General features: G+C 67.3%; 25 protein-coding genes. 8 read left to right on the forward strand and 17 right to left on the reverse strand.

Annotation, left to right across the window (positions count from 1 at the left end):
* Nucleotides 1-413 precede the first annotated feature (413 nt).
* The 3 genes from JZ791_RS29400 to JZ791_RS29410 form a co-directional block, all read right to left on the reverse strand.
* Nucleotides 414-1,010, reverse strand: coding sequence for a Uma2 family endonuclease (locus tag JZ791_RS29400; RefSeq protein WP_216898655.1), 597 nt, complete (start codon nt 1,008-1,010; stop codon nt 414-416).
* A gap of 122 nt (nt 1,011-1,132) precedes the next feature.
* On the reverse strand, nt 1,133-2,761 hold the full coding sequence (gene groL / locus JZ791_RS29405) for a chaperonin GroEL (protein ID WP_216898657.1): 1,629 nt from the start codon (nt 2,759-2,761) through the stop codon (nt 1,133-1,135).
* Between the two features lie 278 nt (nt 2,762-3,039).
* Nucleotides 3,040-3,330: a DUF222 domain-containing protein gene (locus tag JZ791_RS29410; RefSeq protein WP_216898659.1), complete on the reverse strand. Its 291-nt coding sequence runs from the start codon at nt 3,328-3,330 to the stop codon at nt 3,040-3,042.
* Nucleotides 3,331-3,422: 92 nt separating this feature from the next.
* On the opposite strand from JZ791_RS29410, the gene JZ791_RS29415 reads away from it, so the two are divergent.
* Nucleotides 3,423-4,190: a trans-aconitate 2-methyltransferase gene (locus tag JZ791_RS29415; protein ID WP_216898661.1), complete on the forward strand. Its 768-nt coding sequence runs from the start codon at nt 3,423-3,425 to the stop codon at nt 4,188-4,190.
* Between the two features lies 1 nt (nt 4,191).
* Here JZ791_RS29415 and JZ791_RS29420 read toward each other — a convergent pair whose 3' ends face one another.
* Complete coding sequence (locus JZ791_RS29420) at nt 4,192-4,983, reverse strand: Clp protease N-terminal domain-containing protein (protein WP_216898663.1); 792 nt, start codon at nt 4,981-4,983, stop codon at nt 4,192-4,194.
* A gap of 224 nt (nt 4,984-5,207) precedes the next feature.
* On the opposite strand from JZ791_RS29420, the gene JZ791_RS46615 reads away from it, so the two are divergent.
* Nucleotides 5,208-5,993 (forward strand): serine hydrolase, encoded by a 786-nt coding sequence (locus tag JZ791_RS46615; RefSeq protein WP_216898665.1) that lies wholly within the window; start codon nt 5,208-5,210, stop codon nt 5,991-5,993.
* Between the two features lie 22 nt (nt 5,994-6,015).
* On the opposite strand, the gene JZ791_RS45350 is transcribed toward JZ791_RS46615, so the two are convergent.
* Complete coding sequence (locus JZ791_RS45350) at nt 6,016-6,186, reverse strand: hypothetical protein (RefSeq protein ID WP_254206498.1); 171 nt, start codon at nt 6,184-6,186, stop codon at nt 6,016-6,018.
* On the opposite strand from JZ791_RS45350, the gene JZ791_RS45355 reads away from it, so the two are divergent.
* Nucleotides 6,185-6,550: a hypothetical protein gene (locus JZ791_RS45355; protein WP_254206499.1), complete on the forward strand. Its 366-nt coding sequence runs from the start codon at nt 6,185-6,187 to the stop codon at nt 6,548-6,550. The genes JZ791_RS45350 and JZ791_RS45355 overlap by 2 nt on opposite strands.
* On the opposite strand, the gene JZ791_RS29435 is transcribed toward JZ791_RS45355, so the two are convergent.
* From JZ791_RS29435 to JZ791_RS29445, 3 genes are read right to left on the reverse strand one after another with little or no spacing between them, the layout of a single operon-like run.
* A complete protein-coding gene (locus tag JZ791_RS29435; RefSeq protein WP_216898719.1) occupies nt 6,544-6,840 on the reverse strand; it encodes a UBP-type zinc finger domain-containing protein in 297 nt (98 codons plus the stop codon). The two genes, JZ791_RS45355 and JZ791_RS29435, sit on opposite strands and share 7 nt — an antisense overlap.
* Nucleotides 6,841-6,896: 56 nt before the next feature.
* Nucleotides 6,897-8,369, reverse strand: coding sequence for an ATP-binding protein (locus JZ791_RS29440; protein ID WP_216898720.1), 1,473 nt, complete (start codon nt 8,367-8,369; stop codon nt 6,897-6,899).
* Nucleotides 8,370-8,412: 43 nt separating this feature from the next.
* Nucleotides 8,413-10,086, reverse strand: a complete 1,674-nt coding sequence (locus tag JZ791_RS29445; protein ID WP_216898667.1) for an NAD(P)/FAD-dependent oxidoreductase — start codon at nt 10,084-10,086, stop codon at nt 8,413-8,415.
* 543 nt (nt 10,087-10,629) lie between these two features.
* Between JZ791_RS29445 and JZ791_RS29450 the strand changes: the two genes are divergently transcribed.
* Both JZ791_RS29450 and JZ791_RS29455 read left to right on the forward strand, forming a co-directional pair.
* Complete coding sequence (locus JZ791_RS29450) at nt 10,630-11,076, forward strand: SRPBCC family protein (protein WP_216898669.1); 447 nt, start codon at nt 10,630-10,632, stop codon at nt 11,074-11,076.
* A 44-nt stretch (nt 11,077-11,120) separates the two neighbouring features.
* Nucleotides 11,121-11,825 (forward strand): SIMPL domain-containing protein, encoded by a 705-nt coding sequence (locus tag JZ791_RS29455; RefSeq protein WP_216898671.1) that lies wholly within the window; start codon nt 11,121-11,123, stop codon nt 11,823-11,825.
* A gap of 24 nt (nt 11,826-11,849) precedes the next feature.
* Here the strand turns inward: JZ791_RS29455 and JZ791_RS29460 are convergent, their stop codons facing one another.
* Nucleotides 11,850-12,878 carry a beta-ketoacyl-ACP synthase III gene (locus JZ791_RS29460; protein ID WP_216898672.1) on the reverse strand — a complete coding sequence of 343 codons (1,029 nt, stop codon included), beginning with the start codon at nt 12,876-12,878 and terminating at the stop codon, nt 11,850-11,852.
* Between the two features lie 258 nt (nt 12,879-13,136).
* Between JZ791_RS29460 and JZ791_RS29465 the strand changes: the two genes are divergently transcribed.
* From JZ791_RS29465 to JZ791_RS29475, 3 genes are all read left to right on the forward strand, one after another.
* Nucleotides 13,137-13,409, forward strand: coding sequence for a GlsB/YeaQ/YmgE family stress response membrane protein (locus tag JZ791_RS29465; RefSeq protein ID WP_216898673.1), 273 nt, complete (start codon nt 13,137-13,139; stop codon nt 13,407-13,409).
* A gap of 98 nt (nt 13,410-13,507) precedes the next feature.
* Nucleotides 13,508-14,224: a phosphatidylserine decarboxylase gene (locus JZ791_RS29470; RefSeq protein ID WP_216898674.1), complete on the forward strand. Its 717-nt coding sequence runs from the start codon at nt 13,508-13,510 to the stop codon at nt 14,222-14,224.
* On the forward strand, nt 14,221-15,126 hold the full coding sequence (locus JZ791_RS29475; protein WP_216898675.1) for a CDP-alcohol phosphatidyltransferase family protein: 906 nt from the start codon (nt 14,221-14,223) through the stop codon (nt 15,124-15,126). Before JZ791_RS29470 ends, JZ791_RS29475 begins: the two co-directional genes overlap by 4 nt.
* A 26-nt stretch (nt 15,127-15,152) precedes the next feature.
* Here the strand turns inward: JZ791_RS29475 and mnhG are convergent, their stop codons facing one another.
* The 8 genes from mnhG to JZ791_RS29515 form a co-directional block, all read right to left on the reverse strand.
* On the reverse strand, nt 15,153-15,497 hold the full coding sequence (mnhG, locus tag JZ791_RS29480; protein WP_216898676.1) for a monovalent cation/H(+) antiporter subunit G: 345 nt from the start codon (nt 15,495-15,497) through the stop codon (nt 15,153-15,155).
* Nucleotides 15,494-15,754 carry a monovalent cation/H+ antiporter complex subunit F gene (locus JZ791_RS29485; RefSeq protein WP_216898678.1) on the reverse strand — a complete coding sequence of 87 codons (261 nt, stop codon included), beginning with the start codon at nt 15,752-15,754 and terminating at the stop codon, nt 15,494-15,496. The genes mnhG and JZ791_RS29485 overlap by 4 nt, the downstream gene beginning before the upstream one ends.
* 19 nt (nt 15,755-15,773) lie before the next feature.
* Nucleotides 15,774-16,325 (reverse strand): Na+/H+ antiporter subunit E, encoded by a 552-nt coding sequence (locus tag JZ791_RS29490; RefSeq protein ID WP_216898680.1) that lies wholly within the window; start codon nt 16,323-16,325, stop codon nt 15,774-15,776.
* Nucleotides 16,322-17,938 carry a Na+/H+ antiporter subunit D gene (locus JZ791_RS29495; RefSeq protein ID WP_216898682.1) on the reverse strand — a complete coding sequence of 539 codons (1,617 nt, stop codon included), beginning with the start codon at nt 17,936-17,938 and terminating at the stop codon, nt 16,322-16,324. Before JZ791_RS29495 ends, JZ791_RS29490 begins: the two co-directional genes overlap by 4 nt.
* Nucleotides 17,935-18,318, reverse strand: a complete 384-nt coding sequence (locus JZ791_RS29500) for a Na(+)/H(+) antiporter subunit C (RefSeq protein WP_216898683.1) — start codon at nt 18,316-18,318, stop codon at nt 17,935-17,937. The genes JZ791_RS29495 and JZ791_RS29500 overlap by 4 nt, the downstream gene beginning before the upstream one ends.
* On the reverse strand, nt 18,315-21,182 hold the full coding sequence (locus JZ791_RS29505; RefSeq protein ID WP_216898685.1) for a Na+/H+ antiporter subunit A: 2,868 nt from the start codon (nt 21,180-21,182) through the stop codon (nt 18,315-18,317). Before JZ791_RS29505 ends, JZ791_RS29500 begins: the two co-directional genes overlap by 4 nt.
* A gap of 151 nt (nt 21,183-21,333) precedes the next feature.
* Nucleotides 21,334-22,689, reverse strand: a complete 1,356-nt coding sequence (locus JZ791_RS29510; RefSeq protein ID WP_216898687.1) for a hypothetical protein — start codon at nt 22,687-22,689, stop codon at nt 21,334-21,336.
* 238 nt (nt 22,690-22,927) lie between these two features.
* On the reverse strand, nt 22,928-25,138 hold the full coding sequence (locus JZ791_RS29515) for an AAA family ATPase (RefSeq protein WP_216898689.1): 2,211 nt from the start codon (nt 25,136-25,138) through the stop codon (nt 22,928-22,930).
* Between the last annotated feature and the right edge of the window lie 9 nt (nt 25,139-25,147).

Below are 25,147 nucleotides of genomic sequence, written 5' to 3' on the forward strand. Positions count from 1 at the left end.
CCAACAAAAAGTATTTGCTGACAAAAATGTCCGACACCCACACGGGGGTGTAAGCGCCGGAACCAAATAAAACATTTGGCACTGACATTCATCGACACACTATTGAGTTCTCAAAGAACACACGCACAAACCATCTCCCGGGCTTGAACCCGCTCGATCGGTGAGGCAACTTTTCCAGCTTAGCCCAGCGGCTGACTCCGAACCAAATCGGGTCCCCATCAAGCTAGTGTGATCACCAGGCGCTCCCCGTCCAACCTCGTGTCCCGCGCCTTTCGGCTCGGGTTGGTGTCCGTGTCGCTCTGACCTGGATTAAGTTACGTGCCAACCGCTTTCAATGTCAAATCGCCTGGTCATACGGCCAAACCTCGGATGTCCAGTGCATCAACATCGTGTGACGATGCGGCACCCTGATGTCATGCATCAAGATCGGTGAATGCAACCATCAACGGGAACGGCTCGCGAAGCGCTAGTGCTTCCTGGTGCGTATGCGTACACCGGTACGTTCCACTCGCCCAGTCGAGCCGATACTCCTGGATTATCTTGATCCGCAAGTCTTCACCGAGGTGCACGACCAGGTACACCGGAATCCCCTCCCCTGCGTACTCGGCCATTTTGTCTACGGTGTCGGTGTACTCCGATCCCGGCGAAACCACCTCGACAACCACTAGTGCGTCGTCACTCCACAGCCTCCCGTCCAGCGGGATGCAGCGATGCACGACGACATCGGGCCGACGGAACGAGAATCCCGGAGTTTGCGGGCGGCGGTTCCGATAGTGCATCTCGAAGTCTGAGACGACATTTGTGCATGGCTCGTCAGGACGAACCGCATCGAATCTCTCCGCCAGCCGACGGGCAACCACATTGTGGGCGATGCTTCCGCTACGGCAGAAGATCACCTGGCCGGAAATCACCTCGATCTGCTTCTGCACCTCTTCGGGCAGCGCCTCATACGTCTCCTCAGTAATGAGGAGCATCTCCGGGTCTGTCGCCCACGCCGGCAGAGCAGTCATAGCCACCTCAATATCGTGAGAACCCGGTTGTTCGAGCACATCCTATGCCGGAACCGCCGCAGGCCGGCTCGCTCGGAAGAGCGGGCCGGCCTGCGGTTGAACAGGGTGCCGGGAGGCGGGACTCAGAAGTCCATGCCGCCCATGCCGCCGCCGGTCGGGTCGCCCATGGGAGCGGCGGACTTCTCCGGCTTGTCGGCGACGACGGCCTCGGTGGTGAGGAACAGGGCCGCGATCGAGGCCGCGTTCTGCAGCGCCGAGCGGGTCACCTTGACCGGGTCGGCCACACCGGCGGCCAGCAGGTCCTCGTACACGCCGCTGTCGGCGTTGAGGCCCTGACCGGCGGGCAGGCCCGAAACCTTCTCGGCCACCACGCCGGGCTCGAGGCCCGCGTTGAACGCGATCTGCTTCAGCGGCGCGGACAGCGCCACCCGCACGATGTTCGCGCCGGTCGCCTCGTCACCGGTCAGCTTCAGGTCGTCCAGGGCCGGAGCCGACTGCAGCAGGGCCACGCCACCACCGGCAACGATGCCCTCTTCGACGGCGGCCTTGGCGTTGCGCACGGCATCTTCGATGCGGTGCTTACGCTCCTTGAGCTCCACCTCGGTGGCGGCGCCGGCCTTGATCACCGCGACACCGCCGGCCAGCTTGGCCAGGCGCTCCTGCAGCTTCTCGCGGTCGTAGTCCGAATCCGAGTTCTCGATCTCGGTGCGGATCTGCGCGACACGGCCCTGGATGGCGTCGGCATCGCCCGCGCCGTCCACGATCGTGGTCTCGTCCTTGGTGATGACGACCTTGCGGGCGGTGCCCAGCAGATCGACGGTCGCGGTCTCCAGCGAGAGGCCAACCTCTTCGCTGATGACCTCGCCACCGGTCAGGATGGCGATATCGGCCAGCTGCGCCTTGCGGCGGTCGCCGAAGCCCGGGGCCTTGACGGCGACGGACTTGAAGGTGCCGCGGATCTTGTTGACCACCAGGGTCGACAGGGCCTCGCCCTCGACGTCCTCGGCGATGATCAGCAGCGGCTTACCGGCCTGGATGACCTTCTCCAGCAGCGGCAGCAGATCCTTGACGGTCGAGATCTTCGAGCCGACCAGCAGGATGTACGGATCCTCGAGGACCGCCTCCTGACGCTCCGGGTCGGTGACGAAGTAACCCGAGACGTAGCCCTTGTCGAAGCGCATGCCCTCGGTGAGCTCCAGCTGGAGACCGAAGGTGTTGCTCTCCTCGACGGTGATGACGCCTTCCTTGCCGACCTTGTCCATGGCCTCGGCGATCAGCTCACCGATGGACGCGTCGCCCGCCGAAATAGCGGCGGTGGCGGCAATCTGCTCCTTGGTCTCGACCTCTTTGGCCGACTCCAGCAGCTTGGCGGTCACAGCGGCGACAGCCTTCTCGATGCCACGCTTGAGACCCAGCGGGTTCGCGCCGGCGGCGACGTTGCGCAGACCCTCGCGCACCAGGGCCTGGGCCAGCACGGTCGCCGTGGTGGTGCCGTCGCCCGCGACATCGTCGGTCTTCTTGGCGACTTCCTTGACCAGCTCGGCGCCGATCTTCTCGTACGGGTCCTCCAGCTCGATCTCCTTGGCGATGGACACACCATCGTTGGTGATCGTGGGGGCGCCCCACTTCTTCTCCAGGACGACGTTGCGGCCCTTGGGGCCCAACGTGACCTTCACGGCGTCGGCGAGGGCGTTCAGGCCCCGCTCGAGGCCGCGGCGGGCCTCTTCGTCATACGCAATTGTCTTGGCCATGGCGTTGTTGAGATCCTCCATGTATATGGCTGACACACAGAACGACCGCAGGTTGGATCGCCCTATTGACGCTGGCCAGGTTCGGTGCCCGCGACGGACGACCGAGGGTGTCATGGCTCCCGATCTCACCGTCCCGACCTGGCACTCACATGTTGGGAGTGCCAGATCCATTTCTAGCACTCGAAGAGGTCGACTGCAAGGTAGGTGAGGTTTGTCGACCCGCCGCTTCGCGGTGGGCGCCATTCGGCGGCGCATGCGTTGCCGACGTGTTGCCGGAATCAGGTGTCGGTGACCCGCAACGCCAAAGCCAGGAACGCGTCGGCGCGGCGCTCTTCCGGGGTGCGCGGCTCGCCGCGGTCGACCGTGACCTGCAAAGCATCGTGTATCAGCAGTTCGGCCTCGATACGCATGATGGCGCGGATGAACGGTGGTGCGACCTCGGGCGGGAGATCCCCATTGACGATATAGCTACCGTCGGGACCCGACTCGGTCTCGACATACGTCAGCGCACGCAGCAGGTCAGCTCGGGGTTCCCCTGCGATCAGGTCGGAATCGGTTTCATCCGCCATAGCCACATCCTATCCGGACAACTCTTGCGCAACCGCATCGTGGCCAATACAGTACGTACGTACGGTTTGGTAAGCGACGTCAGGAGCCGGCCATGTGGGATCCCCAGCAGTATCTGACCTTCGACGACCACCGCTCCCGGCCATTCTTCGAGTTACTCGCACGTATCAGCGCGAAACAACCCCGGCGTGTCGTAGATCTCGGATGCGGTCCGGGCCATCTGACCTCCGCATTGTCGGAACGCTGGCCCGGATCGGTGGTCGAGGCCTCGGACTCCTCCCCCGATATGGTGGCCGCGGCCCGCGCCCGCGGAGTCCACGCCACCCTGCTGGACGTGCGCGACTGGACCCCGGAGCCGGATACCGATGTGGTGATCTCCAACGCGGTGCTGCAATGGGTGCCCGGTCATCCGACGCTACTGGACGAATGGGCGCGCAAAATGCCGCCCGGCGCGTGGCTGGCGATCCAGGTGCCGGGCAACTTCGACGCGCCCTCGCACCGCTGTATTCGAGATCTCGCCGCCCAGGACCAGTGGCGCGAGCAGTTGGAGCCGGTCGGCCTGCTGCAGCCCCGCAACGTCCTGGATCCGACCGGATACGCCACGGTGCTCGCCACCGCCGGATGCGCGGTCGACGCGTGGGAGACAACCTATATACAGCGCCTGACCGGTGAGGATCCGGTGCTGACCTGGGTCAAGGGCACGGCGCTTCGCCCGGTACGCGACGCCCTCGACGACGCCGGATGGGACCGATTCACCGCCCAGCTGGGCGCGATGCTGCGCGAGGCCTATCCGCGCCAGGCCGACGGAACGACATGGCTGCCGTTCCGCCGGGTCTTCGCGGTCGCCCGCACACCGCACTGATCTACTGCGGCGGAGCCGGTGGCTGGGGCGGAACAGGCGGTTGGGGCGGAGCAGGCGGCCGCGGTGGGGCAGGCGGCGTGAGCGACTGCGAGGGGAGCTGCGCCAGCTGCGCGGCGATGTCCTTTTCCAGCTCGGCCTTGTGCAGCCCCAGTCCCGACAGCAAGCCGGCGCCGTCCTCGAACTCCAGCAGGGCGAGCAGAATATGTTCGGTGCCGACGTAGTTGTGTCCCAGGCGAAGCGCTTCCCGGAAGGTCAGCTCCAGCGCCTTGCGAGACTGCGCGTTGAACGGGATGAGCGCGGGCACCTCCGGGGACGCGGGCGGTAGCGCCGCGAGCGCGACCCGCCGCACCGCATCCAGACTCACCCCGCTCGCGACGATCGCGTGCGCCGCGAAGGCCTCCGGCTGACTGATCAATCCGAGCACGAGATGCTCTGGCTGAATCTCGGCGTTGTTCGCGCGCCGGGCTTCCTCTTGGGAGACCACCACGACCTTGCGAGCCCGCTCCGTGTAACGGGCGAATCCGGCACTGGGGTCCATCTCCGATTCACCGGATGCCTTGGGCACGAACCGTTTCTGCGCGGCCTGCTTGGTAACGCCCATGCTCCGGCCGATATCCGTCCACGACGCGCCCGCGCGCCGGGCCTGGTCGACGAAATGCCCGATCAGATGATCGGCCACCTCGCTCATATGCCCGGCGGTCACGACCGCATCCGAGAGTTGTTCCAGTGGATCGTCGGGCCGCGCCCGTTTGATGCCTTCGATCAGATCGTCGAGGCGAATCTTCTCTGCCATGCGTCAACTCTAGGTTGACTAACGCCTTATCGTCAACAGAAAGTTGACGATCTTCCGCACGGCGACCGGCCCGTGGGCGATGTCACGAACGTGTACACGTTCGGCGGCCGGACAGCTACCCTCGCATGAGCGAGCGCAGCGAGCGAACAACAAACACAGCCGAGAATCCGAACAATCTGCGATTGGGTGGCATGTCCGTTTTCCGTAGAACGATTGCGATCAGTGTGGCACTCGCGGCGTCTCTCACGCTGCGGATGCCGGTCACCTCGGCCCAGGCGCCGGCCCTCGACCCGGGACTCGTGCGACGCGCGGTGGCGGCCGACGCCTACGCCAAGACTCGTCCAGGCGTCATCGGAATCGTCGTCTACGACCGCAGGACCGGCGCGATCTGGCAGAACGGGAATGCCAACAGCACGGTGTGGGCCGAATCCACCGAAAAGCTGGAGATGGTCGCATCCCTGTTGTCGCGCAACGAATCCCATGCCATCTCACTCACCGCAGACGACCGCGACCTGATGCACCGGATGCTGAACGTCAGCGACGACAATGCCGCCGACGCGCTGTGGAAGCGTTACGGCGGCGCGAGTTTCGCCCGGGATCTCGGCCGGTTCGGCATGACCTCCTCGACCTTCCGCACCCCGCAGTCACCGTACTGGGGCTGGATGCGGACCACCGCCGCCGATCTCGACCGATTGATCAACTCCGCACTCGCACAGTTGAATCCGGCCGACCGCAACTACCTGATCGGCGAAATGCGCTCGGTGGGAAGCGATCAGCAGTGGGGAGTATGGGGCGCGGGCCCCGCCGCCCAGCCCGGCAACAAGGACGGCTGGTCCCCCGACAATCCCGACGGCTCGTGGCTGGACAACTCCGTCGGCTTCGTCGGCCCGGACGAGCGCTACACCCTGGCGATCACCGACAACACCCAGACCGTCGCGAACGGCGATCAGGTGGGCAGGGCCACGGACACCCAGGTCGCGAACATCCTGTTCAACGGCTATTTCCACTGATCGCGACCCAGCGACCGATCCGCTACTGCTGCACGACCCCGATGGCCACGGCGACCGGCTGATTCTGCTCGGTGTGCGCCAGGCACACCAGCTTCGCCGTGCCGAGCGCCACATCCGGGCTACCGGCGAACTTGGAGCCCGGGTTCTCCGCGAGAATCTTCTCCATCAGCGCCTTTTCGGAGTCGACATCCATGGTCCGGAAGGTGCTGCAGGGCGTGCGCGAGGCGGTGCCCAGCGCGGAATTCGCCGGTGCGCTCGACGGCGCGGCGGTGGTGCTGGACACGGCGCTCGTCGCGGCCGGCGACGCGCTGCTGGTCACGGCGGGCGCGGTGCTCGACGGCGCGGCGGCCGTGCCGGAGGAGTCGCTGTGCCCGCCGCAGGCGGCCAGGCCCGTCGTCATCGCGCCGAGGGCGACGATCGTCGCGCTACGAGCGACGATCACCGAAAATCGTTTCATCTGTGCGTATTCCCCGATGGTCGGAAAACGCCGGATCTCCCCGGCGCGCTCGCAGCGTACCGGGCCGCACCCGGCGAGGCGAACCGACCACCGTCAGTGAACGTGGTTCTGCCAGTCCCGCGGCACCCGCTCGCGCGGACCGGGCACCGTCTGGGAGCGCGGATGATGCAGCGGCGGGGCCAGTTCGGGCCCTTCGGCGAACATCTCCTCGGTGCGGAAGTTCCAGAACCAGTCCTCACCCGGTTCGAAACTGCGGATGAAGGGGTGTCCGGTCTCGGCGAAATGCTTACTGGCGTGCTGCTGCGGTGAGGTATCGCAGCAGCCGACATGCCCGCATTGCGCGCATCGGCGCAGATGCACCCACCACCCCTGGGCCGCTTCACATTCCATACATCCCGGACCGCTGGGTGACACGGCCGGATCGACGCCCTCGATAGCCTCGGACACTATTCACCCTCCAGATTCGATTGTGCCGCTTGGTCGTTCCCTTCCTCGACAGGACGCCCGGCCGGATCCAGCGGCAACCGGACGATGAACCGGGTGTCACCCGGCTCCGACTCCACCCGGATGTCGCCGCCGTGCTTCTTGGCGACGATCCGGAACGAGATATCCAGTCCCAGACCGGTTCCCTCACCCACCGGTTTGGTGGTGAAGAACGGTTCGAAGATCCGGTGCCGCAGCTCGGGCGGTACGCCCGGCCCGGTATCGCCGATCTCGACGACGGCGCAGTCGTTTTCGCGATAGGTGCGCACCGTCAGGGTGCCATGCCCGTTCATCGCCGCCACCGCGTTATCGATCAGGTTCGTCCACACCTGATTCAATTCCGCCGCGTAGCAAGGTACCTGCGGCAGAGTGCGGTCGAAATCCTTGACCACGGTGATGTCGTCGCCGATCTTGCGCGCCAGCATCACCAGGGTGCTCTTGAGCAGCTCGTGGATGTCGACCACCTGGAACGGCGCCCGGTCCATCTGCGAATACTGTTTGGCCGCGTTGACCAGCGAGGACACCCGATTGGTCGAGTCGGTGATCTCGTTCATCAGCAACTCGGTCTCGACCGTGTAGTTCAGCCAGCGGATCGCGCCCTCGAACACACCGGCGTTGCAACCCTCCAGGGTCGCGGCCACCCGCTCGAGCCAGTCGACGTCGAATCCGGCCTGGACGAACGTCGGCGCGATATCCCAGCCGTTGGCGATGCCGTGCTCGTCCAGCCAGTCGCCGAGTTCGTCCTCGCGGTCGGCGGTTTCCATCGGCGTGAGCGTCGGGGCCTTGGCGACCTGCATGGCCGCCTCCTCCTGCAACTGCACCAGCGATTCCAGCGCGGCCGGGGTGAACTTGCCGTGCGCCATCATCTTCAACTTGTTCCGCATACCCGCGACCCGTTCGCGCAGCGCCGAGGTCGCGCGCACCGCGGCCGAGGCCGGGTTGTTCAGCTCGTGGGTGAGCCCGGCGGTCAGTGAACCCAGGGCGAGCAACCGCTCGCGCTGGCCGATGATCTCGTTGCTGTTGCGGTTGCCGAAGAACACCCCCTCGAGCAGATGCAGGGCCATCGGGAACCACTCCTGCATCATCTGCGCGAAAGTGGCGGAGTCGAGCACGAAGAAGCGCGAGGGCTGGGTGACATGGAACGATCCGGAGTAGACCTGATCCACCTTGTCGCCCATATAGGCCGTCCACGCACCGGAATACGAGCCGCGGTGGCTGGTGCGCACCAGCTCGATCTCCTCGCCGCCCGACTGTTTGGTGAGCAGGACCTCACCCTCGATCAGCACGTAGAAGCATGTCGCGGGCTCGCCCTCGCGGAAAATCAGTCCCGGCTCGAAGGTTTCGACGCGACCATCCCGGCACAACCATTCCAGCTGCTCGTCGTTGAGCTTCTCGAACAGGAACAGGGTGCGCAATTCGTCGGGATCGCACACCATCCGGGTGGAGCTCACCCTGTCGGTATCTGACACGACGTTCCTCCTACTGCTTGGCGAGGTATCGGTGAACGAGCATGACCGCCATCGCGCCCTCGCCGACCGCGGAGGCGACCCGCTTGGCCGATTCGGCACGTACGTCACCGGCCACGAAAATGCCCGGGACACTGGTCTCGAGGTGCTGCGGCGGCCGCGGCAGTTCCCAGCCGGGCGGCCTGTTGCCCTCGACCATGAGATCGGGCCCGGCCAGCACGTATCCGGCGGTATCGCGGATCACGACGTCCGGCAGCCATTCGGTTTCCGGTGCGGCGCCGATGAACAGGAACAAACGCTCGGCGTCCACCTTCTCCTCGACACCGGTCGCGTTGTTGCGCAGCACGATCCGCTCCATATGGTCGTCCCCGTCGACGGAGACCACCTCGGTACAGGTATGCACGGTGATGTTCGGAATCTGCAATATCTGCTGGATCAGATAATGCGACATGGATTTCTCCAGCGAATCCGACCGGATCAGGATGTGTACCGTGCAGGCATTACGGGACAGGAATACCGCCGCCTGTCCCGCCGAATTGGCGCCGCCGACGATGTAGACGTCGCGATCCGCGCAATCGGCGGCCTCGGTCATCGCCGAACCGTAATACACACCGCGCCCGGTGAATTCGTCCACACCCGGCGCCTGATGATGCCGGTAGTTCACGCCGGTGGCGATCAGAACCGCGTGCGCCGAAACCGAACTGCCGTCCTCGAAGTTCACCACCCGCGCCGAACCGCAGACATCCACACCGACCACCTCGCGCGCGGTGATCAGCTCGGCGCCGAATTTGACCGCCTGACGGCGTGCCCGATCGGCCAGCTGGGCGCCCGAGAGCCCGTCCGGGAAGCCGAGGTAGTTCTCGATGCGCGAGCTCTGTCCCGCCTGGCCGCCGGTCGCGGTGCGCTCGACCAGCACCGTGCGCAGTCCCTCGGACGCGCCGTACACTGCCGCGCCCAGCCCGGCGGGGCCGCCGCCGACCACGATGAGGTCGTAGAACTCGCCGGTCGGATCGGTGTTCAGCCCGACACTCGCGGCCAGTTCGGCATCCGTGGGCTCGAACAGCGCGTTCCCGGTCGCGTCGATCACCACCGGACAGCGCTCCGGGGTCCCGCCGGCCGCCTCGAGCAGCCGCGCACCCTCCGGTTCATCGGCCAGGTACCAGCGGTACGGCAGCTGATTGCGGGCCAGGAACTCCCGGACCTCCGAGCAGCGGGCCGACCACCGATGCCCGACCACCTTCGTCTCGTACACCGGCCGATGATCGTCGCCGCGCCAGGCCTCGAGCAGCGAGTCCACCACCGGATACAACTTCTCCTCCGGCGGATCCCACGGCTTGAGCAGATAGTGGTCGAGGTCGACGACGTTGATCGCCTCGATGGCGGCATTGGTGTCGGCATAGGCGGTCAGCAGCACACGTCGCGCATGCGGGTGCAGGTCCATCGCCTTTTCCAGGAATTCGATGCCATCCATTCCCGGCATCCGGTAGTCGGCGATCAGCACGGCGACGGGCTGACCACGAAGTTTCATCTCACGAAGCGCGTCGAGCGCCGAGGCTCCCGATTCCGCGCGCAGGATGCGGTAGTCCGCACCGTACCGACGCCGCAGGTCCCGCACGACGGCGCGGGAGACGCCCGGATCGTCGTCGACACTGAGAATCGCCGGTTTGGCGGCAGCTGGTGAAGTCACACCATGAGTATGGGCGGTATGCGCAAGTGGCGGATACAGCGTTCGCTGTGAGCTGCACTCTGCGCCTGTTCGCGGGGGCTCGCGAGGCGCGAGCCCCCGCGAACGGGCACGAATATCACGACAGGCCCGGACGACGGTGTTGGACGATATCGAGCTCGGTGGGTGTGAGTAGCCGTTCCAGCTTCTCTTCCTGGTCGGCTCGGGTAGGGCCCGAAGCTCGAGGGATGTAGAAGTTCTCGGCCTCGGAAACCGGGAGGAGCGGAAGTTCCACTTGCCGGCGGGGAAGGAGAGAACGCAAATTCACGGCGGATCACCTCACATGAGACGGATACGGACTCGAGTTCGGTTGCTTCATTGCCTGCCGTTATGCCTATCTGCCATTGTGCGGTCGGTATTACGGATTCGGACACCCCTCACATCAGAATGTGATCTAGTTGATTTTCAACCATAAGTGACCTCGATCACTCGTCATCGGTCCCGGCGCGTTCCCAGTAGGATTCCTGGTACCGACAGTCACATCTCTTATGTTCCCCGGAGGGCGCGTTGCCGAACATCCTGGAAGCCAGCATCGAGATCGACGCATCGCCGGAGCGGGTCTGGGCGGTCGTCTCGGATCTCGGGAGGATGCCGGAATTCAGCCCGTACACCGTTCGTATGATTCCGCTGGGCGCCCCGCGCACCGGCACGTGGACCGTCAACCTCAATTTCGACAAGTACTACTACCCCACGACCTCGCGGATCGTGCGCTTCGAACCGAACCGCGCCTTCGCCTTCCGGATGAACGAGAGCGGCACGGTCTGGAGCTACACGCTGGAGCCCACCGAATCCGGCACCCGGCTGATCGAGCGCCGCGACATCCCCCACGGTGTACGCAAACCCGTGCGCGTGATGATCAACGCGTTCCTGGGCGGCGAGCAGTCGTTCGAGACGAATCTGGTGGACGGCATGAACGAGACGCTCGGCAAGATCAAGACCGCGGTCGAGAAGTAGCGTTTCGCCCGGCACGGGCGGCCGGTCATGCGTACCTTGCAATGATGCGGCGAATCACAGGTTCAGTTGCCATCTCGGGAGCCGTCCTCGGCGCGGCCATCCTGCTGACCGGCTGCGGTGACTCGTCGAGCCCGAATCCCCACCGCGACGTCACCGTGATCGGGTCCGGGCAGGTACAGGGCGCGCCGGACACGCTGAATTCGGATCTCGGGGTCGAGGTGACCGCCCCCGACGTGTCGACCGCCATCAGTACGGCCGGAACCAAGGCCAAGGCTGTCACCGACGCCATGGTGGCGGCCGGGGCGCGGCGCGAGGACATCCGCACCACCGACGTCTCGGTGCAGCCGCAGTACGGCACCGACCAGACCGTGACCGGCTACACCTCGAGCAATACCGTGCACGTCGTCGTCCGCGATCTGACCAAGGCCTCGGCGATCCTGGGCGCCGCGGCGCAGGCCGGGGGCAACGACACCCGCATCAACTCGGTGTCGTTCGCACTGGACGACAATTCCAAGCTACTGGCCGACGCCCGCGCGCGGGCCTTCGCCGACGCCAAGGCCCGGGCCGAGCAGTACGCGGTCCTGTCCGGCACGAAGCTGGGCACCGTCAAGAAGATCAACGAAACCAGCAGTGGAACGAACCCTCCCCCGCCGATGGCGCGCAATGAGGCCGCCCCGGCAGAGGTTCCCCTCGAACCCGGCACCCAGACGGTGACGTTCACCGTCACCGTCACCTGGGAACTGAGCTGAGAGTCCAACCGCCGATCAGGGCGCCTAGAACCAATTCGGCAGTTTGACTACCTGCGCGGCATAGGACAGCCCCGCGCCGAAGGCGACCAGCAGTGCGTCGGCGCCGGGCTTGCTCTCCCCGGACCGCAGCAGCGCCTCCATGGCCAGCGGGACCGAGGCGGCCGAGGTATTGCCGGTCTCCGCGATATCGTTTGCCACCGCGACCTGCTCGGACAGCTTCAGCTCCCGGGCCATGATCTCGATGATGCGGCCGTTGGCCTGATGCGGAACCATCGCGTCGATATCGGCCGGGGTCAGCCCGGCCCGTTCGATCGCGTCCAGGCAGACCTTCTTCAACGAGTGCGCGGCCCAGCGGAATACCGCCGTGCCCTCCATGGCGAGGTAGGGGCGCACCGCGTCGGTGCCCTTCTCCTCGATCTCGATGAAGAACTCCATCCAGTCCTTGTCCTGGCGGATGGCGTGATGCTGGTCGCCCTCGGAGCCCCAGACGGTGGGGCCGATCGCGGGCTCACCGGACGGGCCGATCACCACCGCGCCCGCGCCGTCGGCGAACAGGAACGCGGTGCCGCGATCGGCCGGATTGATCGCGTCGGTCAGCCGCTCGACGCCGATGACCAGCGCATGCCGGGCGGTACCGCCCTTGACCAGGTCCGAACCCACCGCGACGGCGTGGCAGAACCCCGCGCAGCCGGCGGAGATGTCGAAGGCTGCCGGGTTGTTCATGCCCAGTTCGGTGGCGATCTGCGGGGCCGCGGCCGGGGTCAGCGACAACCAGGTCGAGGTGGCTACGATGACGCAGTCGACCTGACCGGGCTCGATGCCGGCGGCGGCGAGCGCGTCACGGCTCGCCGCGGCGCTCATGGCGATGATGGTTTCGGATTCGTCGGCGAACCGGCGCGTGTGGATGCCCGAGCGGGTGCGAATCCACTCATCGCTGGAATTGATCGGCCCGGCGACCTCCTCGTTGGTGACAACCCGAGCGGGGCGGTACACGCCGAGCCCGAGCATCGCCGTGTGCTCCACCCTTGTGGCCTGGGCGAGTCGTGCAGCCATCGTGCTTCTCCTATGTACCTGCAAGCAGTCCGCCGCCAGAACCGGCCGGTACGGCGACGCCACCCGCCTTCCTCCATCGGGTCCTCCAACGACTACGACACACGTAGACATGAGGCCCCCTCATATTAGCCCGAACTGTAGCGGGGAGTTGGGTAAAGTCACAACTGATTCCGCTATGTCCCGTTCGCCTGCCGGTTGCTGCCGTCATGGCCCGGTGGGTGCACACCGTTCTTCTCCTACGAGTGAATCGAGGACACCATGCTCGGACTCGGCATCATCGGCTGGATCATCATCGGCGGGCTGGCCGGCTGGATCGCCAGCAAATTCATGGGGCGCGACGCCCAGATGGGCATCCTGCTGAACATCGTCGTGGGTATCGTCGGCGGCCTGATCGGCGGGTTCATCCTGCGGCTGTGCGGCGTCGACGTGCACAGCGGCGGCTTCATCTTCAGCTTCCTGACCTGCCTGGCCGGTGCGGTCATCCTGCTGTGGCTGGTGAACCGCTTCAGCGGGCGACGCTCGGTCAGGTAATCAGACCGGGCGGGACGGGTTCAACCGACGCTGGCACGCCACGATTCCCGTAATGTGTGAGCGCAGTAGACGCCTGTCAATGCACGAAAGAGGAGCCTGTGGCCCGCCGCCCCACCCCGCCCGGCACGCCCGAACAAACCGGCCTCGGCCATCTCGCCGACCTGGTTCGCGACGCGGTACCGCCGCTGCATCCCGCCGGACTTCCGTTCGTGGCGGCGCCACTGGCGGTCGCGGTGCTCGCGCGGCGGCGCAAGTGGGTGCGGCGCGCGGCGCTGGGCGCGGCGGCCGCCTCGGCGGCCTTCTTCCGGCATCCACACCGGGTGCCGCCGAACCGGCCCGGTGTCGTGGTCGCCGCGGCCGACGGCCAGGTCGCGCTGGTCGACACGGCCGTCCCCCCGGCCGAGTTGGACCTCGGCGAGGTCGCGGTGCCGCGGGTCAGCATCTTCCTGTCGGTGCTCGACGTCCATGTGCAGCGTGTGCCGGTATCGGGCGCGGTGCGCGAGATCGTCTACCGGCGCGGACAGTTCCGCTCGGCCGACCTGCCCGAGGCCAGCGCGTCGAACGAGCGCAACAGCATGGTCCTCGAGACCGCGTCGGGTCAGCTGGTGACGGTCGTGCAGATCGCCGGGCTGCTGGCCCGCCGGATCGTGTGCGACGCCAAGGTCGGCGACAAGCTCGCCATCGGCGACACCTACGGGCTGATCCGCTTCGGTTCCCGCGTCGACACCTATTTCCCCGCGGGCACCCGGCTGCTCGTCGAGCCGGGACAACGCACGATCGGTGGCGAGACGGTCCTGGCAGAACTGCTGTCATGATCGAAAAAGCCGTGATCGTCCAGGGAAGACGCCGGACGGTCCGTTTGCTGCCCAGCATCGTCACGATCCTGGCGCTGTGCGCGGGGTTGTCGGCGGTGAAATTCGCCCTCGACGGCACGCTCGGTATCGCGCTGGCGATGATCGGCGCGGCCGCGGTGCTGGACACGCTCGACGGCCGCTTGGCCCGGTTGCTCGACGCGACCACCCGGATGGGCGCCGAACTCGATTCGCTGTCCGACGCCATCTCCTTCGGCGTCGCCCCGGCGCTGGTGCTGTACGTGTCGTTTCTGCATCAGTACAGCGCGGGCTGGATCATCGCGCTGATCTACGCGGTCAGTCTGGTCCTGCGGCTGGCCCGGTTCAACACGCTGCTGGACGACGACAATCGCCCGGACTGGGAACGCGAGTATTTCGTCGGCGTTCCCGCCCCCGCGGCCGCGCTCACCGCGCTGCTGCCCGTCGCGATCCACGAGCAGTTCGGCAACGGCTGGTGGAACAGCATCGGCGTAGTCGCGATCTGGACGATCTTCACCGCGCTGCTGGCCGTGAGCACCATCCCGACCCTGGCGATGAAGTCGGTCTCGGTGGCGCCGCAGGCCGCCGCACTACTGCTGGTGCTGGTCGCCCTCGCCGCCGCCGCACTGGTCACCTTCCCGTTGATCCTGCTGATGGTCCTGGTGGCGCTGTACCTCGGGCATATCCCATTCGCATGGCGCTCGCAGCGCTGGGTCGCCGCGCGGCCGGAGACGTGGCATCACAAGCCCTCCGAGCGCCGCGCACAACGCCGCGCGACCCGGGGCCGGCCGGGCCTGCGGGTGTCCTCGGCCCGCCTGCGCCTGCGGCGGCCCAACAGTCGCAACATCCCGAAGAATCGCAATTTCCCGGGTGGTCTGCCGCGCTGAATCCGCCGGCTCACCGTCCCCGTGAGTCAGTCGTCCTCATCACCCAATTCGTTGATCAACAGCAGCCCGTCTCGCCCGCGCTGCTCGCGATACGCCGTGCGGCCGATGAGGTGCGCGATGGCGGGCGCGGTGAGCAGCGTGAACAGCCCGACCAGGATCAGCATCCACACATTGCCGTGGCCGCGCAGCTCGATCGCGGAGCCCACCAGGATCAGGATCAACCCGACGACCTGCGGTTTGGTCGCGGCGTGCATGCGCGAGAGGGTATCGGGGAAACGCACGATGCCCAGGGCCGCGGTCAGCGCCAGCGCCGCGCCGAGCACGATCAGCACGTAGGACACCCAGCGCAGGGTCGCGTCGAACCAGATCATCGGTCGTCCCGGACGCGGAAGCGGGACACCGCGGCCGAGCCGAGGAATCCGACCAGGGCCAGCGCCACGATTCCGGGCAGCACCGTGGTGTCGTCGCTGTACGCCGCCCACACCGCCAATCCGGAGGCGGTGATGGCGACCAGCGAGTCGATGCCGACCACCCGGTCCAGGGTGCTGGGACCGGCCAGCACCCGGTAGCCGGTGAGGATGGCGGCGCTGATCAGCAGCACCGCCGCGATGGTCGCGACGATCGTCATCGCACCGCCTCCTGTGTATTCATCGCTCCTCCGGCGGAGGCGCGTCGGGCCGCATGGACTCGTGCCATTCGGTGGGCCGCTCGAAGGAGCGGATCAGCAGCTGTTCCAGCCGCCTGGTCGTGTAGTAGAACCGCTCGACGGCCGCGTCACTGCCCACATCCAGCACGTGCACCCAGACGGTCCGGGTCTCGCGATCGATCTCCAGCACCATGGTGCCCGGAATCAGGTTCAGCAGGTCCGCGCACAGCACCATCACCAGCGGCGACCGAATGGCCAGGCGCACACGCAACACGCCCGAGACCGGCGACCCGGACCGCCGGATCGCGAACCAGGCGATCTGCACGCTCGACTCGAGCGCGTAGTAGGCGCTGACCACGACCAGTTCGATCAGCGTCAGCGGATGCAGGCGTCCGGAGATCGGCACCCGGGGCAGCGGCAGCGCCACCATGATCAGCACGCCGATCGCCAGGCCCGCCACCATATTTCCGACGCTGAACTCACCCCACAGCGCGGTGTAGACGACCGCCAGCCAGACCACGCCACCGATCCAGACCAGCGTTTCGCGACTCATCGCCCGCCTCCCGCCCGAGCCGAATCCGGCGGGCCCAGCACGGTTTTCAGGTACGTGTTCCGATCGTGCAGGTCACCGGCGGTGCGCGAGGCGATGTTCAGGATGGGGCCGGCGAAGACCGTCAGCGCCAGACCCACCCCGATCAGCGCGACCGTCGGCGCCAGCATCAGCCGGGGGATCCGGCCCGGGTCGGGGCGCTCGTCGAACAGCATGTCCACCGACTCGTCGATCAACGCCGAGGGCGCCGCATCGGCCAGTTCTCCCTCGGGCGCCTGCGCCCGCGCGCGCCAGAACGCCTTGCTCCACACCCGCGCCATCGCGTACAGGGTCAGCAGGCTCGTGAGCACCGATCCGGCGACCAGCACCCAGGCCAGTACGCTGCCGTCCGCGACACCGGCCTCGAGCAGTGTCACCTTGCCCAGGAATCCCGAAAACGGCGGAATACCGGCGAGATTCAGCGCCGGAATGCCGAACAGCACCGCGAGCGCCGGACTTGCCGCGAGCAGTCCGCCGAGCCGATCCAGCGACGCCGAGCCCGCCTGCCGCTCGATCAGCCCCACCACCAGGAACAGCGTGGTCTGCACCAGAATGTGATGCGCCACATAGAAAACCGTTCCGGCCAGGCCCGCGGTGGTGTTGAGCCCGATGCCGAACATCAGATACCCGATGTGACTGACCAGAGTGAACGACAGCAAACGCTTGATATCGCTCTGCGCGATCGCGCCGAAAATGCCGAGGAGCATGGTGAACAGGCCGCAGATCAGCAGCACCCGATCGAAATGCGCGGCCGGGAACAACAGCGTGTGCAGCCGAATGATCGCGTACACACCGACTTTCGTCAGCAAGCCGGCGAACACCGCGGTGACCGGCGCGGGCGCGGTCGGATAGGAGTCGGGCAGCCAGTTCGACAGCGGGAAGACCGCGGCCTTGATTCCGAACGCGATCAGCAGCACCGCGTAGATCGCGCCGCGCACACCGCCCGGAACCCCGCCCATCCGCTCGGCCATCTGCGCCAGGTTCAGCGTTCCGGTCGCCGCGTAGGCCAGCGCGATGCCGATCAGGAAGATCAGCGACGACACCATCGAAACCATCACATAGGACACCCCGGCCCGTACCCGGTCCTCGCTGCCACCCAGGGTCAGCAGCACGAACGACGCGGCCAGCAGCACCTCGAATCCGACGAACAGATTGAACAGGTCCCCGGCCAGGAAGGCGATCGAAACACCGGCGCTCAGAATGAGATACGTCGGCTGGAAGATCGAGGTGGGCTGGCGCTCGGTGCCGTCGCTGATACCCTGCCCGACGGCGAAGACGAGCACCGCGAGCAGCACGATCGAGGAGACCAGCAACATCGCCGCGGACAGCCGGTCCACCACCAGCGTGATCCCGATCGGCGTATGCCAGCCGCCGACCTGCAACGCGGCCATACCGTCATGGTCGGCCAGATACAACAGCATCGCCGCGACCGCCACCACGCAGCTCAGCGCGATCACCGAGATGACCTGCTGCACGCGGGGTTTACGACCGACGATGAGGCACAGCGCTGCGGTGAGCAGCGGAACGAGGACCGGCAGCGGAGCGAGCCGGAGAATCAGATCGTGGGGAAGACTCACCTCTCCGGGTCCTCCCCCTCGCGCCGGGAGGCGACCTTGACGTCCTCGGGATCGTTCTCGACCTGCTCGGTGGCGCGCAAGGCGTAGGCGCGGTAGGCCAGCGCCAGGACGAAGGCGGCCAGGCCCATGGTGATCACGATCGAGGTCAGCACCATCGCCTGTGCCAGCGGATCGGCGGTCTGATGGTGCACCCGATCGGTCTCGCCGAGGATCGGCGGCCGTCCGTCCGGGCCGCCGACCGTCATGATCAGCAGATTGACCGCGTTGCCGAACAGGATCATGCCCAGCAGCATCTTCGACACCGCCCGCTCGAGCACCATGTACACCGCGCAGGCGACGAGTATGCCGATGAGTACCAGCAGCGTGAGGTTCGCCGTCACCGCGTCTCCCCCTCGGATCGGATCACCGGCAATGATCCGGTGGTCATCGGGTCCTCGGTGTCCAGGCGCGCGCCGAGGCTGCGCAGCACGTCCAGCACCAGACCGACCACGATCAGATAGACACCCAGGTCGAACAGCATCGCGGTGACCAGCTTGATATGGCCGAAGATCGGCACCGTCACCTGGATGATCGCCGAGGACAGCGGCGGCGCGCCCAGCAGCAGCGATCCGGTCGCCGTCCCGCCGGCCAGGGCCAGGCCCGCGCCCAGCAGATGTCCGGGGTCAACCGGCAGGGCCTCGGCCAGCTCGTACCGCCCGCCCGCGAGATACCGCAGGACCAGGGCCAATCCGGCGGTCAGCCCGCCGGCGAAGCCGCCGCCGGGCGCGTTGTGGCCGGAGAAGAAGAAGTACGCCGAGAGCATCATGATCGTCGGGAACAGCAGGCGGGTGGTCATCGCCAGCACCATCGACCGATGCCGACTCGCGACCAGGCCCGAGGAGGGCAGCCAATAGGTGCGATTGGGATCGTGGGTGTAGCCGGGGGCGTCGGCCACCCGGGTCAGCGTGCCGAACCGGCGGCTGCGGAACATCAACGAGGCGACGCCCGTCGCGGCGACCACCAGCACCGAGATCTCACCCAGGGTGTCCCAGGCCCGGATGTCGACGAGCAGCACGTTCACCGCATTCTTGCCGCCGCCGAACTGATATGCGGCAGAAGGTATTCGATGCCAGATCGGATCCGTGCCGCGCGCGCAGATCGCGAACGCGGCCAGCACCGACACCGTGGCGCCCACCAGTGCGGCCAGCAGCGCCCGGCGCACCTTGAACGCGGCGGTGCGGCTCGCCTCGATGTCGGCCGGGAATCTGCGCAGCACCAGCACGAAGATCACCAGTGTGAGCGTCTCCACCAGGAACTGGGTCAGCGCCAGATCGGGCGCGCCGTGCAGAGCGAAGATGGCGCCGCAGCCGTAGCCGGTGACGCCGACCAGCAGCACCGCGGCCAGACGGTTGCGCATCATGGTGGCGCCCAGCGCCATCCCGATCATGATCAGCCCGATCACCAGCTGGAGTGGTGAATCCCACAGTCGCAGCGACACTCTGGACCGGGCCTCGATCGTCAACATCGCGATCGGCAGCAGGATCAGGGTGATCAGGATCAACGCCTGGTTCAGCGGGAGCGAACCGCGTTGTGTCGCACCGGTCATACGCAGCGACAGCTGATCCATCGCCCGCAGGGTCGCGTCGTAGACACGGTCGGCGTTACCGAGGCGGGGGTTGGCGGATTCGCCGATGCGGTCGCGGATCTCGAACAGCAGCAGGCCGCAGGCGATCGCCACCATCGACAGCGTCAGCGGGGTGCCCCAGCCGTGCCACAGCGCAAGATGCGAATCGAGCCGTCCCGGAAGCGTTTGCGCATAGGGCCGCAACAGCCGGTCCAGTCCGGGCGCCGCCAGGCCGGCGGCCAGGCTCGCCACCGCCAGCACAGCCGCGGGTGCGACGAACAGCGCACCGGGGGGATGCCAGGTGCGCTGCGGCTCGGGCACCGAGGCCGAATCGGACGCCTGCCCGTTCTTGGAACCGAATGCGCCCCACAGGAATCGGACGCTGTATCCGACGGTGAACATCGAGCCGACCACGACGCCGATACCCACCGCCAGCTTCACCGGACCGGTCAGGTTGTCCGCCTCCAGGATCGAGCCCAGCGCGCTCTCCTTGCCGGCGAATCCGAGCAGCGGCGGAATCCCCGCCATGCTCAGCGCGGCCAGGATCGCCGTGCCGCACAGCACCGGTGCGCGCCGCCCCAGTCCGGACAGCCGTCGCATGTCCCGGGTCCCGGCGCTGTGGTCGATCACACCGACGACCATGAACAGGCACGCCTTGAACAGGGCGTGCGCCACGATCATCGTCACACCGGCCAGGGCGGCGTCCGGGGTGCCGATCGCGAGCAGCACCATCATGAATCCGAGCTGGCTCACCGTGCCGAAGGCCAGCACCAGCTTCAGGTCGTACACCTGCAGTGAGCGCAGACCGGCCAGGATCATCGACAGGACGCCGAGGGTGAGCAGGATCGGATGCCACGGCGCGGACACCGCGAACACCGGCGCGAGGCGGGCCACCAGATACACGCCGGCCTTGACCATCGCCGCGGCGTGCAGATACGCGCTGACGGGAGTGGGCGCGGCCATCGCGCCGGGCAGCCAGAAGTGCAGGGGCACGATGGCCGATTTGCTCAGCGCCCCGATCAGGATCAGCACCACCGCGACACCGATCGACCAGGAGTGCGGGTCGACGCGGACCACCACCTCCGACAGGCGGTAGCTGCCGCATTCCCGGCCCACCATGATGATCCCGACCAGCATCGTCAGACCGCCGGCACCGGTCACCAGGAGCGCCTGCAACGCCGCGCGACGACCCGCGACCTGTTCGGCGTGGTGCCCGACCAGCAGGAACGACAGGACGGTCGTGGCCTCCCAGAAGGTGAACATCAGGATCATGTTGTCGCTGGTCACCAGGCCGAACATGGCTCCGGAGAAGGCGACCATGTACCCGGCGAAGATGCCGAGGCGCTGGCGGTCGTCGTCGTCGAAATAGCCGGCGCAGTAGGCCAGGATCAGCGCGCCGATCCCCAGCACCAGCGTCGCCAGGATGCTGCTCAGCGAATCGAAGCGCAGATCCAGATTCAGGTGGATGCCGGGCGCCCAGTCGATCCGCACGCGCTGCCCATCGTTCCAGTGCGTGATCACCCAGACCAGGCTGCCCAGCGGGACCAGCGCCAGCGCGTAGAACCCGCGTCGACCGGCCATCCGAACGCACGGCGGCGCGACTAGAGCGGCGGCGGCATGTGCGAGCAGGATGGCGAGCAAACAACACTCCGTCGGTCGGCAGCGGTCTTCCGGGATCGTCAGCCGGCGGAGCTTGCGGAGCCGGCGGGGTGGGTAGGCTCTGGCCGATATTACTTGCCGAGAAGTTCGTTCCGCCGACGCAGATGCGGCATAACGGACCCATTGATACGTTTTAGCTATCTTCAGGCAACTCAGGGGGCTGCTGCGCGTCGACGGCTCGAGGCGACCCTCGCAACACCAAGGGCGCACGCCAATGCCGCAGCATCAGCAGGCCGATCGCACAGCAGATCGTGATCGCCAGCGCCATCTCGTACGCTGTCACGGAGCGCACCATCGGCGTCTGGCTGGGGTTCCACTGCCCGGCCTCGATGGTCGCGGTGCTGAAGTTGCCGCTGCTGAGGTGATCTCGCAGCGCCAGCACGACCGAGGAGCCCAGCACGATGGCGACCCCCAGTACCCGGGTCGGGTTGTATCGCGGCGCGGCGCAGCCGAAGCTGTAGCCCGCCGCCAGGGCCAGCACCAGTCCCAGAATGGCGGCGTGCAGCGGTCCCTGCTCGCCCGGGGTGGTCAGCACGCCGAACAGCGCCAGGCACGCGAGTAGGAGCAGCGCCAGGATCGGCGCGGGCCGGCGCATGCCCAGCAGGATGCCCAGCGCCACCACCGCGACGATGATCGGGCCCGTCCACCGGGGCAGCTCCGCCGGGACGACGGCACAGCCCACCGAGGACAGCGCGACCGCGAGCAGCACCAGGGTGCCGTCCCTGCGGGGCAGCAGCAGGGCCGCGATCATCGCGGTGACCACCGTCGTCGCCACGGCCAGCGTGAGGTTGAGGGCGCTCGCGACACGGTGTGCGAGCCATTCCGCGCTGAACAGGGCCACGCTGATGTACAGCATCCCGGCCAGGATCGGCGCCATCGGCAGTTCCACCGTGCGCCGCTCGATCTCGACGCTGTGGCGGTTGATCACGGTGCCGATCACGACCAGCGCCAGCGCGAGCCCGATAAGCCACATCGGCGGCGAGTCCGTCGAGGGCCAGCGCAGCGCCTTGCGCGGATCCATCAGGTCCATCGGATGCGGCACCGGGAGCGCCGCGGCGACGACGACGCTGGCCAGCGCGCCCAGGGTCCACCCGAACACCTGCATCCGCCCGCGCAGCACCGCGGCGGCGATACCACCGAGCAACATGCCCCCGGCGATCGAATCGACGAAGTTCAGGGTGGACAGCGGGGCCGCGGGACTGGCATGGCGACCGGCGAGATGGTTGACGAACATGATCGCGATACCGGCCAGCGCGGAGCCCCAGGCGGCCATCGCATGGTTCATCGTCGTGGCGAACACCGAGATCAGCACCGCGACGACGCCGCCGACGGCGATGGCGCGCGGCACGCTGAAGGCGAGCATATCCAGTTGCAGCGCGGTTGATTCCGACGTCCAACCGAAATCGATCGGCAGTAATAGCGACATTCCAGCAACCAGTGTGCATACGAAGGCCGTGATCGTCTCCACCATCGCATGACGGGTGCTCACCAGGAAAAAGCTACCCGCGAGCGCGGCACCGGGCGCATCGACTTGCCGGTTACGGGCTATTTGCCGCTCGACTGCCTCCCCGCGCCCAGACTCGACAGCCACACCCTTGGCGTTGGCGGCCGGCGGTCGGAAGGTAGCTGAGCGAGCCCGTCCCCGGCAGGTTGGCCGGCCCTCACGAAATCAGCTGTCACCTTGCTGACATGCTGCCTGTTGGCATAGTGAGTACGAGGCGTGGCGATCAGGTGCTGCGCCGATCCGCGTAGGCGCGCAGCGATTCGACCTGCGCGGAGTCCAGCGAAGCCCGCACCGCCGCGCGCGCGGTGGCCATATCGGCGGCGGTGACGTCGGCGGCCTCGACGTCGCGGCGCATCGCGGCCAGCGCCGCCTCACGCAGCAGGGCCGAGCAGTCGGCGGCGGAATATCCGTGCAAGCCCTCGGCCAGTTCGAGCAGGTCGATATCGGGGGCGAGCGGCACGGAGCGGCTCGCGGTGCGCAGGATGTCGGCGCGCCCGCCGGCGTCGGGCGGTGGCACGAAGACCAGGCGCTCGAGTCGTCCGGGGCGCAACAATGCCGGATCGATCAGCTCCGGCCGGTTGGTCGCACCGACCACGACCACCTCGCGCAGCGGTTCTACCCCGTCGAGTTCGGTGAGCAGCGCCGCGACCACCCGGTCGCCCACGCCGGAGTCGGTGCTCTGGCCGCGCCGCGGCGCCAGGGCGTCCACTTCGTCCAGGAAGATCAGCGAGGGCGCGGAGTCCCGGGCACGCTGAAACAATTCGCGCACCGCACGCTCGGAGGAGCCGACCCACTTGTCCATCAGCTCAGCCCCCTTGACCGCGTGCACGCTGAGTTGCCCGCTCCCGGCCAGCGCCCGAACCAGGAAGGTCTTACCGCAGCCCGGCGGGCCGTACAGCAGCACGCCGCGCGGCGGGTCGATACCCAGGCGGGCGAACGAATCCGGATGCCGCAGCGGCCACAGCACCGATTCGGTGAGCGCCTGCTTGGTTTCGCTCATATCGCCGACGTCGTCCAGCGTGAGGCTGCCGATCGCCAATTCCTCCGCGCCCGAGCGGGACAGGGGGCGGATCACCTGGAGCGCGCCCGCCAGGTCCGGCTGGGTCAGCACCGGATCGGTGTGGTCTCGGCTCGCCCGCGACGCCGCGCGCAGCGCCGCCTCCCGGCACAGCGCCGCCAGATCCGATACGACGAAACCCGGTGTCCTGGCGGCGATCTCGTCGAGTTCGAGATCCCCGGTGGGCACTTTGCGCAACAGCCGGCGCAGCAGATCCTTGCGCACGGCCGCGGTCGGCAGGGTCAGCGCCACCTCGCGATCGCAGAGATCCGGTGCGCGCAGCCGACTGTCGATACCGGCGGGGTGAGAGGTGGTCGCCAGGAACGCGACTCCGGGAGTATGCACCGTGCCGCGCAGCTGATCGAGGATCAGCGTGGCGACCGGTTCCCGATCGGCCGGCAGCAGCGCATCGATATCGGTGATCAGTAGCACTCCGCCCGCTCCGGAACAGATTTCCGACACCGCCAGCCCGACCTCGCGCAGCCGCGCGCCGCTCTCGGTCGCACCGACCGAGGGGCCGTCCAGTTCCACCAGGCGACGCGAGCCGACCACCGCGCGCGCCAGCGTGGCCTTGCCCACACCGGCCGGGCCGGTGATCAGTACACCCAGATGCGGTGGCGCACCGAGAGTTTTGAGCAGTTCGGGCTCGTCTAGGGCGAGGCTGAGCCATTCGGACAGTTTCGCCGCCTGTGCCCGCACGCCGGTCAGCTCGGTCATCGCCACCGCGGAGGGCTTGTCCCGCACCATCACTCGCGCACCCGGCCCGGCCGTCTCGGTGGATACGTCGGCGACCGGATCGTGCGATGCCTCGACGGCCGCGGCGCCCGAACCCCACGCCACCGCGCTGTTCGGCTGCACACTCACCGGTCCGCGCACGGGATCGGTCGAGGTGACCGTCAGCAGCTCGGAGGTCCACGCGATGCCGAACGTCCGCGACAGCGCCTGCGACGCGGCGGCCGTACTGGTCCCCGGCCCCAGGTCGCGGGGCAGCAGCGAGACCGCGTCGCCGACCGTGACCACCTTGCCCAGCAGCGCCTGCCGCAGCGTGGCCTCCGCGATCGTGCGCATGGCCTGCGCCGAGCCGGTCACCGAGATCCGCCGCGCCCCGAGCACCGACGCCGGGGTCACCACCACGGTCGCATCCTCGCGCACACCCGCGTTCGACAACGTCACGTCGTCGAGCAGGATCACCCCGGCGGCGGTCCCGGCCGGCGCGAGGCCCGCCACCGCGGCCGTCCGGCGCGACCCGATCAGCGCGATACCGTCCCACTCCCGCAATCCCAGCGCCGCGAGCGCCTCCGGATGCATCCGGACCACACCGCGCCGGGCGTCGGCCGCCGAACGGTTCAGTCTCGCGGTCAGTGACAGTTGCGGCACAGGACCCAA

It is taken from the genome of Nocardia alni (genome assembly GCF_019038435.1).
Classification (GTDB): domain Bacteria; phylum Actinomycetota; class Actinomycetes; order Mycobacteriales; family Mycobacteriaceae; genus Nocardia; species Nocardia alni.